We start from the raw sequence: 12,153 nt of genomic DNA, 5'->3' as shown, positions 1-12,153 counted from the left end.
ATACATAAAATATACCATTCAACAGGTTGTATTAAAAGAAAAATGGTTGTCTGTTTTTTATGCGAACAGCCAGTCCCATGCGGGATCGTTTTGCGGGAGACGCCGGAAAAACATTTCGGCGATATGTGTGTTCGTACGGTTTTTTCCGCTTGCCTGAAGTGGCTCTCCGGCTGTCGAACCGGACGGCGCGCTTCTGGCCGATGCGCTTCATGGCCGGGTATGTTTTCCGTCCTTTCCCGGTTTTCTGTCGTACGGGTTTGCCGCGTGACCGATGCCGTTGCCATGCCGGACAAATCCGCTCCGCCTTTTTCCGCTTCCGGGAAAAAATGTGGCCCTAAAGGCGGGTTTTCGGCTGTCAGCCGGGAAGAAAACCGTTGCCGGTTTCCTCCACCCGATTCGATAAGGGTTTTCAGAATGGCCGTTTCCACTTCCGGATCGCTTGCGGCGTGCCGGACTTCTTCTCCGGCCCCGGTTTGCGGGATTGCCGGATTTTCTTTTTTACCGATAGCGTTTTTCCAGTTCCAGCAGCCGCACCTTGACCGGCAAACCGCCCCCGTAACCGGTCAGCGAGCCGTCCGATCCGATGACGCGATGGCAGGGAACGACGATGGAGATGGGGTTATGGTGGTTGGCCATCCCGACGGCGCGGAACGCTTTCGGGCAACCGATCTGGCGGGCGATATCGCCGTAACTGCGCGTTTCGCCATAGGGAATCGTTTTCAGCGCTTCCCAGGTTTTCATCCGGAAAGGCGTGCCGGACATTTCCAGCGGCAGATCGAAGGTTTTCAGGCGGCCGTCGAAATAGGCGGCCAGCTGGCGCACCGCTTCGGCGATAAGCGGCGTTTCCCTGTCAACCGGGGTACCGGACGGCTTTTTCCCGAATTTGATGAAGACAATACGGCCGTTTTCTTCGGCAACCGTGAGGAGACCGACGGGAGAAGGAATGGTCTGGCAATAAAGCATGCGCTTGTCTCCTTGCGGGAAAAGACGGACGGAAGAACGGGGGTGACCTGTCCGGTGCACGCTTATGATAACTGAATTCATCGCGGCATGAACGGTTTTTCCCGGCATGCCCACCGCCGCTTTTGCCGGGGCATTTCAGGAAAAATCCCGGTATTTGCGGTCGCGCTGTCGCGTGAGGGCGGCTGAAAACAGGCTGGCCAATACGGTTTTGCGATCGGGGAAATGGCCTGACTTCCGGTTTTCCCGACACCGGCCATCCGGGGAACGCGTTTCTGCGGTATCCCGGCACAGCGCCGCTTCAGTCGGAAAAGAGAGGCTGTCCCGTTTACAGGATCGTCAGCCAGACCGACAGGGTCGCGATGCCGAAAACGGTCGAGAGGAAAATGGTGCGCGAGGCGATGCCTCCCCCCTTGCCGTAAAGCTCGGCCAGCATGAACGGGCCGGTGCCGGTGGGGAGAGCCGACAGGATGACGGCCGATTTGGCCCAGAGTAGCGGCATGGCAAAGACGTGAAAGGCGAAATACCAGACGATCAGCGGCTGGGCGACCAGTTTCAGGATCACCAGCTCGATGGCGATTGCCGGGCTGGCGCTTTCCTGACGCTGTGCCAGAAAAAGGCCGGTCGCCACCAGCGCACAGGGGCTGGCTGCGCCTCCCAGCAGTTTGACGGACTGGGCGACGCCATACGGCAGGTGCAGTCCGGTGGCGCAGAAAAGGCCGGCAAGGACAGGCGCGGCGATCAGGGGGTTTTTGCACAGCGAGACGCCGACGTTTTTCAGGGTGGCAAAGACGCTTTTCCCCGATTGGGAACTGGCTTCAAGCAGGACGATGGAAACGGCGAAATTGGCGGAGACGGTCAGGATGGCCGCCACCATCGCGGGCCCGAGCTTGTCGGCTCCGAAGGTCAGCGCGCAAAGCGGCAAGCCGATATAGCCGGTATTGGCGTAGGATGCGGAAGTCGCGTCGATCGTGGCGGAGGCCGGATTTTTCGTTCGGATCCAGTGAACGGCCAGCACGCCGAAAAAGATGAGAAAAACGCCGATCTCAAACGCATAGAAAAATTCGGGCTGGTACAGTTCGGCCCAGGAACTGTTGACCATGACGTCGATCATGAGGGCGGGAAGCGCCAGATACACGACAAAGCGGTTCAGTTCGGTGCAGGCATGGCCGCTCAGGATGTTTCGCTTGCGCAGGACGTAACCCGCGACGATGAGCGCGAAAACCGGCAGGACGATGTTGGCGATGGCGAGCATGGTGGGTCAGATACGGCAAATCCGGACGGTTTTGTTCACGGGAAAAACCGGTCAGGGATCGCTACAAAAACGAAAGAACGTTACCTTACCACTTCGCAAACGATCGGGGTAAGGCGATCGGGTGTTTTTATGGCCGTTTTTTCCGTTTTTCCGCCTGTTTTCAGGATTTTGGAGCATTCCCGCTTCCGGAATGCCCTTTTCGGCAGGCTTTTTCCCGTTTTTTCCCTTTTTGGAGGGACGGTTTTCGTTCAGCTTGCAAGGGGCCGTTTTTTCCGGCGGTTTGGCCGCCCTTGCCGGATTGCCCGCTGAAGTCCGGGCCGGAACGCTTCCGCTCTGCTGCGCATACCCCGGCGAAATGACGCGCCTGAAGCTGTCCGGCCATCCCGGCAAAAGGAACGGCCAAAAGCGATGTCATGGGAACGGTACAGCCGGACAGGAAAGCGATTTCCGCTTTGGCGATTCACTTTCCGGAAAGCGGTGAATCGCAAACGTCCTTTTCTGCGATACGATTTGGCCGGCTTGCCGGTTCCCTCTTCTCCCTGCGGCCGGTTCTCCGGTAAGGACGGGCGGTACGGCTCCTGACGTTAAAAATCGCCTTTTCTTTTTCCGGCGTCTGTTTCCGTTTTCGCGTCCGGAGCATGGATTGGCGACGCCAGAAAGCTGGCCTTGTTCCGCTTGCCTCCCGGAAAAAGCGTGGCGGTTTTCAGGGATTTTGCGGAACGGTTGGTGGCTTTGCAATACCTGTGCCGTTTGGCGGAGGCAGCCGGGCGCCGGGTAAAACGGTCTTTTTCCGGGAGGGCCAAGGCCCTCTTTTGCCCCGATTTCATGCCATGTTCGCTTGCGATGGTACAATCCGGCACGATTTGTCCCCGAACCATACGCTACAGCATTCCATTATGGCTTAAGATACGCTTTTTGCCGGTGACTGTCCGGTTTTCATTTCATGGCATGCTGAACCTGAACCTGTCCAACCGTTTCGATGTCCTGTTGCAGACGTTTTGCGAGAATCTGGCAAAACGTCCGGCAACGGTTTTCACAGCGGAACAGGTGATCGTGCCAAGTGCGGCCATCAAACGGAAACTGATGCTGGCGATAGCCGATACGGCTGGCGTTTGCGCCGGGGTGGAATTTTCCTTTCTGGCCCAGTGGCTCTGGCGGCAAATCGGGAAATTCGTCGAGGTGCCGGAAACCTCGCCTTTTTCGTCCAGCGTGCTGTCATGGCGGATTTTGCGGCTTCTGGAAGAACCGGGTTTTGCCGCCCCCTATCCCCGGATTGCAGGCTACCTGTCGCGGTGCGACGAGATCATGCGTTTCGATCTGGCTTGCCGGATCGCCTCGCTTTTCGAACAGTACGTTCTCTCCCGCCCGGAATGGCTTGCCGCCTGGTCGAAAGGCGAAACGGTGGAAATCGTCCGCAAAGGCCATCCGAAACAGGCGGTTGCCGGGGAGGATCAGGCATGGCAGGCGGCATTGTGGCGGAAGATCGCTGAAGAGACGGGGACGCTTGAAGAAGAGCCGGCGGAACGGTTCCTGAAAATGCTGGAAACCGGGGGTGAAGAGATGGCTGCCCGTTTGCCGGAGCGTGTCCATCTTTTCCTTGAACCGTCGGTTGCGCCGTACCATGTCGGGATATTGAATCGCCTTGGCCGGTGGATGGATATCGAGTTGTATGTCGTCAATCCCTGCCGTGAATACTGGTTCGAAATCGTCGATTCCCGGCGGCTGGCCTGGCTCTCGAAGCGCCAGAAAGACCTGTATCACGAAACCGGGAACCGTTTGCTCGCTTCCTGGGGAAAAGAGAGCCGGGCTTCGCTCGAATCGCTGCTGGCGCGGCTGGAACCGGTCGGCCGTGAAAACGACGGGTTCATTTCCTGTGCGGAACGGGCAAGGCCCGAAACGCTTCTGTCGCGTTTGCAGGATGCGATACTGGATCTGACGGAGCTGGAAGCGGGTTCCCTTTCGCATCTGGGGAGGGATGGCAGTCTGGAAATTCATCTGGCGCATTCGCGGACGCGGGAAATCGAAATCCTGCACGACCAGCTTTTGAGGCGGTTTGCTTCCGGCGATCCGCCCGGCCCCGGCGATATTCTGGTCGTGTCGCCCGATCTCGACGAGATAGCGCCGATGATCGAGGCGGTTTTCAGTCACAACCGTTCCGCTCCCCAAATTCCCTATGTCATTACCGGCCGGAAAGACAGCCGCATCAACCCGGTGTCGCGCGCCCTGCTCGATTTGCTGGCGCTGGCGTCGTCGCGTTTTACCGCCGCCGGAGTGATCGATGTGCTGATGTTGCCTGAAATCGGGGCCACTTTCGGCTTCGGGGGCGATCTGGACAAAATTCGCGGCTGGCTGGGCGACGCCGGCATTTGCTGGGCAATCGATGGCGCGCACAAGCGCGAGTTCGGTTTGCCGGAAGAAGACGGCCACAGTTTCCATGACGGCCTGCACAGGCTGTTTCTCGCTTACGCCTTGCCCGACGGCAGGCGCGTGCCTTTTGCCGACCGGCTGCCGGCCGGCCATGCTGCCGGCACGCAGGCGGCCGGGCTGGGGCAATTGTGGCGCTTTGTCGAAGCCGTGCGGCAGCTGAAACGCGATCTGTCGCATCCGAAAACGGCCGCCGGCTGGTGGCAGACCTGGCATGGCATACTCGATGCGTTCGTCACGGTGACGCCTGAAACGCTGGAGGCCGACCGGGAAGTCCGGATGCGGATTGCCGGCCTGCGTGACGCCATGACACAGGCCGGAGAAGCGTTCGAGACCGGCTTCATCATCGCCCGCCATGCGCTGGAACGGGCGCTGGAAGGCGCCGGACAGGGCAGCGTGCCGGCCGGCGTCGTGACGTTTGCGCCGATGGACAGTTTGCGCAATTTGCCTTTCGGGCATGTGTATGTCATCGGACTGGACGATGGCGTGTACCCGGCCGAGGTACGGCAGCAGGAATTCGACCTGATCCGGCTCGCTCCCCGAAAAGGCGACTGCTTGCCGCACGAGACCGACAAGAACGTTTTTCTCGATCTCGTCCTGTCCGCCGGAAAAAGCCTTTATCTGAGTTGTACGGGCAGAAATATCCGCGACAATTCCCCGAAACCGCCTTCCATCCTGATTGCCGAACTGCTGGAGGTGCTGGAACCGGCGCTGGCGGAAAAAACGGACGGGGAAGCCCGCCTTGCGGCACGGGAAAAGCTGCTTGTCGAACACCCGCTCCAGCCTTTTTCACCCGACTATTTCAATGGCCGCGCGGATGAAAGAATGGTCAGTTTCCGTTCCGACCTGTGCGATGCGCTGAATTTGAAAAAAGAAAAAATCAATATAAAAGAAGAACTTGAATACGATACTTCAGAAGATGGATTGGATAATGACATCGGGGATGAACTGGCTGCGGGAACGCCTTTTTTCAGGGCGCCGCTGGCTTTCCCGGACGCGTCATGGCGAGACGTTCTTCTCGATGATCTGATCCGGTTTTTCTGCCATCCGAACCGTTATCTGATGCGTTCGCGGCTCGGTCTCGACTTCCCGCGCAAGGAAAAAGAACTGGCTTCTGATGAACCTTTTACGGTGGACAGAACGGCAAGGCGGAGGCTGGCCGACCGGCTTTTGCCGCTTTATCTGGACGGGATGGCGCCGGAAGATATCGCGCGGTCGGCCGCCGCCGGCAATGAATTTCCCGCCGGGGCCATGGGCGCCCAACAGCGCCAGAGCGAGCTGATGGAGTTGTCGGCTTTTGCGCAAGCGCTGTCGGCCGACCTGAAAACCGGATTCGTCGCGCCGGTCAGCCGTACGCTGGAGTTCGATCTCGGCGGGGAAATCTGGCGGCTTTCCGGTTCCTTGAGCGACGTGCGGAAAACCGGCCTGATCCGCTACCGGTATGACGAGGGCGCGCCCCGGGATTATCTGGCCGCCTGGATCGAACACCTGTTTTTGAACGCTTGCGCGCCGGAGGGAGTGGCGCTGTCTTCGGTCTGGCATTTCCGGGACGGCAAAACGGTACTGGAACCGTATGGCCGGGCCAGAGCGGTTTTGCGGGATCTGATGGATATTTACCGGACGGGGCTGAACCGGCCGCTGCATTTTTTCCCGCGTTCGGCCTGGGAATTCGTCCAGAGCGGCGGGCACGCCGGAAAGGCGAACGGCATATGGCGGCCGGCAGACGGCAGCCGCCGCGGGGAAAGCGCCGACGCATTCAACTGGCTGGCGATGCGCGGCGTAAGAGAACCGCTGGACGCGGATTTCGCCGCTCTGGCGAACCGGGTATTCGGCCCGCTCCTTGCGCATATGAAAGGAGGCGTCCGTGAAACCGGTGAATGAATTCGACGTGTTTTCCTGCCCGCTTTACGGGTGGAGGCTGATCGAGGCCTCGGCCGGAACGGGAAAAACCTGGAATATCGGCGGCCTTTATCTGAGGCTGTTGCTGGAAAAAAAGCGGGAAGTTAGGGAAATTCTGGTGGTCACCTTCACGCGGGCGGCAACAGATGAATTGCGCGACCGCATCCGGAGCCGGATCGGCCGGGCGCTGGCGTATCTCGAAGGCCGTGCCGCGGATACGGATGACGGCTTTGTTGAAAAGCTGCTGGAAAAAAGGATGGCCGCGGGGGACGATCCGCAGGAGATGACCGCCCTGCTCCGGCTGGCTTTCCAGTCTTTCGATCAGGCGGCGATCTTTACGATCCACAGTTTCTGCCAGCGCGCGCTGGCCCTGTCGGCCTTTTCTTCCGGGCAGGCTTTTTCGGTGAAGGCGGAAGCGGACGATTCGGAACTGGTGCGGGAAGCCGTCAACGATTTCTGGCGCAGGCATGTTGCCGGGGGCCGTCTTTCTCCCGCCTTGTCGGCGTGGCTGGAAAAAAAGCGTTTCACGCCCGACAGGCTGGAAGCCCTGTTAAGACGCCATCTGGCCAGGCCGCTGGCGACGGTGAAATGGCCGGAGACGGCGCCGGAAGCGCCGGAAGCGGCCGAAGACGGCAGCGGGAAGCTGGAAGCCACTTTCCATATGGCGGCAAGTTGCTGGACGTCCGAAAAGGAAACGGTCAAGGCCCTTTTGAAGGACGCGGCAGAGCGCAATGTCCTCTACCGCAACCGGTACAAGGCTCCGGCAATCGAAAGCGCCGCCCGCGCTTTCGACCGTTTTTTCGCGGCAGGCAACGCGTTCGCGATGATCGGCAATACGGCCAAAACGGAACTGATGGCGGACACCCGGTTATCCGGCAGCACGAAAAAAGGCCAGACCGTGCCCCGGCATCCGTTTTTCGGCATGGCCGACCGGCTGATCGAAACCTGCCGGAAACGGGAAAACGCGCTGGAAGCGGCGCGTTACGGTTTGTTAAAGCGCTTTCTCGCGGAAGCGACGGTCTCGCTGAAAGAAAAAAAACGCGAGCGGCGCACGATCGCTTTCGACGATATGCTGGCGAATCTATACGAGGCCCTGAACGATCCCGGTATGCCCTGGCTGGCCGAAGCGGTGCGGATGCAGTTTCCCGCTGCCCTGATCGACGAATTCCAGGATACCGATCCGCTCCAGTATGCGATTTTTTCAGCAGTTTACCGCGAACCGGAGTCGCCTGTTTTTCTGGTGGGCGATCCGAAACAGGCGATCTACAGTTTTCGGAATGCCGATCTCCATACCTATTTTGCCGCGCGGGAAAATCTGGATGCCCTCGCCCGCTATTCGCTGGCGGAAAACCATCGTTCGGTTCCGGAACTGATTGCAGCCTGCAATACGCTCTTTTCCGTCAATAAACGGGCTTTCTTGCAGGATGGGCTCGATTTTGTGCCGGTCCGGCCCGGCAAACGGGAATTGCCTGTTCTGACGGATGAATCCGGCGACGGTCCGGGCCCTTTCCCTGCCTTGTGTGTCTGGATGCTGGGGCAGGAAAACGGCGAATGGCTAAAACGGTCTGCCGCCCGGAAACAGGCGCTGGAAGCGATGGCCGATGAAGTCGCCCGGCTGATCAACGCGGGCAAGGCCGGCAAACTGGCGATTGGCGGACGGCCTGCCGGGGCCGGGGATGTCGCCGTATTGGTGCGCAGCCATCGCGAAGCGGCGATGGTCAGGCAGGCGCTGGCGCGGCGTGGCATCGGCAGCGTGTCGCTTTCGCAGGAAAGTGTTTTCCAGTCGCGCGAAGCGCGGGAACTGGAATGCCTTCTTTTTGCCATGCTGACGCCGGACGACGAGTCGCTCCTGATGGCGGCGGTGTCCACTGAAATGATCGGACTGGATGCCGGCGCGATCGAAGCGCTGGCCGGCGACGAGGCGGCCCTGTCCGGCTGGATCGGGCGGTTCGGCCAGTACCGCCGGGCATGGCGGGAAAATGGGGCCGCTTGTGCCTTGCGGTGGCTGATCCATCGCGAAGGCGTCGTTTCCCGCCTTCTGGCGTTTGCCGACGGCGAGCGCCGCCTGACGAATCTGATGCATCTTCTCGAACTCGTCGGCCGCGAATCCGGGACGGAAAACGCGCCGGATTCCCTGATGCGCTGGTATGCCGAGAGGCGCGAAGGCAAAAAGAAGGCCGAAGAGGAAGAATTGCGACTGGAGACAGACCGCCATCTCGTTCAGGTCATGACGCTGCACCGTTCCAAGGGGCTGGAATTCCCCTTCGTTTTCTGCCCGCTGCTCTGGGACAATTTTCCGAGGCGCGGCAATGAGACGGGCGAAGGCCTGGAATACCATGAAGGCCATGCAACGGTTGTCGATTACCGCAAACTGGCGGATGACGAACAGGAAACCGTCCGGAAAAATGCCGCGCTGGAACGGGCTGCGGAAGACATGCGGCTGATTTACGTGGCGTTGACGCGTGCGGTGTACCGCTGTTATCTGGTGGCGGGCTGTTACGTCCGGGTGACGCGCCGGGGCGAAAGCGAAACGAAAACGACGACCGAATCGCGCAAAAGCCTGTTGAACTGGCTGGTGGCGGGCGACGGGTTCGCCCCTCCCGACTGGCTGGCGGCAAAAGACGGGAAAAAAGAGGAAACGGTTTTGCTCCCGGAACCGGAACAGATCGGAAGCGCCTGGGAATCGCTGGCATCCCGATGCCCCCATATTGCCGTCACCGCCTTGCCGGATAGCGTGGGCGCTACGGTGGATGCAAGCGATGAAACAGCCACTCTCCTGACGGCGGCGAGGTTTGACAAAACGGTCGGAACCGGCTGGCGCATGAACAGTTTCAGCGGCCTGATGCGCAATGCGGTCGATGACACGGAAACTGGCGACCACGACGAGCGTGCGCTTTTTGCCGGATTGTCCGGCCTGTCCGAAAACCGGCCTGAGGCGCTTCCGGCAAACGATATCCTGCTTTTTCCGAAGGGGACGTATGCAGGAAGCTGTCTGCATGCGGTATTCGAAAACGCCGATTTTACCGATGAATCGACCTGGGAAAAGGCGGTCGAAAGCGCGCTGAAGCAGTTTCCGCAGCGTGTCGGCGGGAAGCTTTTGTCCGGTGCGGAAGAAGGACAGGCTGTGCTGAAAGGCAGGGCCTTAAAGATGCTGGGTGACGTCATGGCGACACCGCTTCCGGACGGCATCTGTCTGGGAAACGTGGGGAACGGACGCCGGCTGACCGAATGGCCCTTCTGTCTGGCGGCGGCGAGGCTTTCGGCAAAACGGCTGAACCGGCTGGTCAAAAAGTCCGGCTATGCCGTTCCAGAACTGGCTTTCGACGACATGACAGCTTATCTGAACGGGTTTGTCGATCTGGTTTTCGAAATGGATGGCCGCTTTTACCTTCTGGACTGGAAGTCGAACCATCTGGGATACCGTCCGGAAGACTACGGAATTGCCCGTATCGAAACGGAAATGGCGGAACACGGTTATCACTGGCAATATCTGCTTTACACGGTAGCGCTCCACCGGTATTTGTCGGGTCGCCTGCCGGATTACGATTACGGACGGCATTTCGGCGGCGTGTTCTATCTCTTCGTGCGCGGCGTCCGTCCGGACTGGAAAAACGGGGACGGCACGCCTTCCGGCGTCTTCTTTCACAAACCCGGACAGGAAACCGTCGAAGCGATCGACAGGCTGTTGAAACAGCCCGGTTTTGCCGATGGAGGGAAACACGCATGAAGCAAGCGGTTTTTTCCGAAACGCCCGAACAGACGCTTGCCCGCGCCTTTTCCGAATACGTGCTGGCCTGGGCGCGGGAAAGCCGCGGAAAAAAGGCCGCTTCTCCTCTGGACAGGCCGGGCGAAGCGCTGCTCAAGGAGGCGGCGTATCGCGTCAGTCTGGCCGTTTCTTCCGGAAACGCCTGTCTGGCGCTGGCAGAACTGGCCGGTTCCGGGGAAGGGGTATCACCCGAAAGCATCCGGGAAACATTGCTGGCGTCCGGCGTCGTCGCTGAAGCCGCCGATCCCGGAAACGCTCCCCTGATTCTGGACGGCGACGAGCGCCTGTATCTGCACCGTTATTTCGATTATGAACGCGCTCTGGCGGAATGCATCGCGGCCCGGAACGTTCCGGGCAAAGTCGATGCCGCGCTCATCCGTCCCCTGCTGGATATCCTGTTTCCCTCCGGAAAAGGAAAACCGTTCGACTGGCAAAAGGCCGCTGTCGCGCTGGCCTTGCGGGAACCGTTCCTGATCGTGTCGGGCGGCCCGGGAACCGGCAAAACCACCACAGTCGCTTCGCTTCTGGCCTGTCTTTTGGAAACCGATCCGGAAAACCGGATCGTGCTGGCCGCGCCGACCGGGAAAGCCGCCATGCGCATGCTGGAGGCCATTTCGCAGCGCTCTTCTCTTTTCCCGCTTCACATGCAGCCGCTGATCCCGAAAGAAGCGCGGACAGTCCACCGGCTTTTGGGCATGACGGGCGACAGGGGAAGCGTGCGGTTCCATGCGACAAATCCGCTTCCGCTGGATACCCTGATTGTCGATGAAGCGTCAATGCTCGATCTGGCAATGGCGTCCCGGCTTTTCGCTGCCCTGCCTGCCCATGCCAGAGTGATTTTGCTGGGCGACAAGGATCAGCTGGCTGCCGTGGAAGCGGGGTCGGTTTTTTCGGAACTGAGCGGAAAGCGGGTGTTTTCCGAAGCCTGCCTTGCCGATCTGGAAAAACTGACGGGTTTGCGCCCTCCCCCGTCGCTTTCGTCCCCGTCCGGACAGGCGACGCCGCTGGAAAACCGGGTCGTCTGGCTGACGCGCAATTACCGGTTCAGTGAGGATTCGGGTATCGGCAAACTGGCGGCCGATATCCGGATGCGCCGGAGTGAGGAAGCGCTGGATTTTCTCTGTTCCGGAAAGGATGCTTCGGTTGTCTGGTTCGATACGGCCGATACGGAAGTTGCATCGCGTCTGGAAACGACGCTTGTGACGGCTTACCGGGATTATTTCGATTGCCTGGAAAACCATCCGCATGATCCCGTCCGGGTTTTCCGGGCGTTCAGCCGTTTCCGCATTCTGTGCGCCGTCCGGGAAGGGCCTTGCGGCGTTAAGGCGGTCAATCGCCTGATCGCCGCGCATCTGTCGAAAACGGGGCGTGCCGGCCAGTCCGCCAGTGCCGACTGGTTTGCCGGAAGACCGGTCATGATCCGGCGAAACGACTATGCGCTAAGGCTTTTCAATGGCGATGTCGGAATCGCGCTTCCCGATGCATCGGGCCGTCTGGCGGTTTTTTTCCCGAAAGAAGACGGGACGTTCAGGGCGTTGTCCCCTTCCCGTCTGGGTGAACATGAAACGTCTTTTGCCATGACCGTTCATCAGTCGCAGGGGTCGGAATTCGATTCGGTCGCCCTTTTGCTGCCCGCACAGTTTTCCCGTGTGCTTTGCCGGGAACTGGTTTATACCGGCATTACCCGCGCACGCGAAAAAATAGCGGTGATGGCGCCGAAAACCGTTCTGGCGGAGAGCCTGAAAAACAACGCAGTCCGGCACTCCGGCCTGCCGGAAAGATTGCGCGAGGCAATCCGTAAGGGAAAACCGGCATTCCTGCATTCGGCATGATTTTCCAGGACGACAGG

At 59.7% G+C, this 12,153-nt stretch carries 6 protein-coding genes; 3 read left to right on the top strand and 3 right to left on the bottom strand.

The features are described 5' to 3' along the window. Nucleotides 1-498: 498 nt before the first annotated feature. The 3 genes from OFAG_RS08715 to OFAG_RS08695 all read right to left on the bottom strand — a co-directional run bounded on the left by OFAG_RS08715 (nucleotide 499) and on the right by OFAG_RS08695 (nucleotide 3,093). Nucleotides 499-963, bottom strand: coding sequence for a methylated-DNA--[protein]-cysteine S-methyltransferase (locus OFAG_RS08715; protein WP_005876620.1), 465 nt, complete (start codon nucleotides 961-963; stop codon nucleotides 499-501). 325 nt (nucleotides 964-1,288) lie between these two features. Beyond that, nucleotides 1,289-2,215: an AEC family transporter gene (locus OFAG_RS08705; RefSeq protein WP_005876621.1), complete on the bottom strand. Its 927-nt coding sequence runs from the start codon at nucleotides 2,213-2,215 to the stop codon at nucleotides 1,289-1,291. Between the two features lie 584 nt (nucleotides 2,216-2,799). After that, the gene (locus OFAG_RS08695; RefSeq protein WP_020995157.1) at nucleotides 2,800-3,093 is read right to left on the bottom strand and encodes a hypothetical protein; all 294 of its coding nucleotides are present in this window, start codon (nucleotides 3,091-3,093) and stop codon (nucleotides 2,800-2,802) included. 70 nt (nucleotides 3,094-3,163) lie between these two features. On the opposite strand from OFAG_RS08695, the gene recC reads away from it, so the two are divergent. From recC to recD, 3 genes are read left to right on the top strand one after another with little or no spacing between them, the layout of a single operon-like run. Next, entirely contained in the window at nucleotides 3,164-6,520 is a 3,357-nt protein-coding gene (gene recC / locus OFAG_RS08690; RefSeq protein WP_020995156.1) for an exodeoxyribonuclease V subunit gamma, read from the top strand. Continuing rightward, nucleotides 6,504-10,265: an exodeoxyribonuclease V subunit beta gene (gene recB / locus OFAG_RS08685; protein ID WP_005876624.1), complete on the top strand. Its 3,762-nt coding sequence runs from the start codon at nucleotides 6,504-6,506 to the stop codon at nucleotides 10,263-10,265. The genes recC and recB overlap by 17 nt, the downstream gene beginning before the upstream one ends. Next, entirely contained in the window at nucleotides 10,262-12,136 is a 1,875-nt protein-coding gene (recD, locus tag OFAG_RS08680; protein WP_005876626.1) for an exodeoxyribonuclease V subunit alpha, read from the top strand. Before recB ends, recD begins: the two co-directional genes overlap by 4 nt. The last annotated feature ends 17 nt before the right edge of the window (nucleotides 12,137-12,153 follow it).

This window comes from Oxalobacter paraformigenes, from assembly GCF_000158475.2.
GTDB lineage: Bacteria > Pseudomonadota > Gammaproteobacteria > Burkholderiales > Burkholderiaceae_D > Oxalobacter > Oxalobacter paraformigenes.
The sequence above is the reverse complement of the archived record's forward strand: the minus strand, read 5'-3'. Positions and strand labels throughout refer to the sequence as shown.

Excerpts from the sequence above, each read along its gene's own strand:
- recC (WP_020995156.1), top strand. The coding sequence starts at position 3,164 with ATGCTGAACCTGAACCTGTCCAACCGTTTCGATGTCCTGTTGCAGACG.
- OFAG_RS08695 (WP_020995157.1), bottom strand. The coding sequence starts at position 3,093 with ATGGTTCGGGGACAAATCGTGCCGGATTGTACCATCGCAAGCGAACAT.
- OFAG_RS08715 (WP_005876620.1), bottom strand. The coding sequence starts at position 963 with ATGCTTTATTGCCAGACCATTCCTTCTCCCGTCGGTCTCCTCACGGTT.
- OFAG_RS08705 (WP_005876621.1), bottom strand. The coding sequence starts at position 2,215 with ATGCTCGCCATCGCCAACATCGTCCTGCCGGTTTTCGCGCTCATCGTC.
- recD (WP_005876626.1), top strand. The coding sequence starts at position 10,262 with ATGAAGCAAGCGGTTTTTTCCGAAACGCCCGAACAGACGCTTGCCCGC.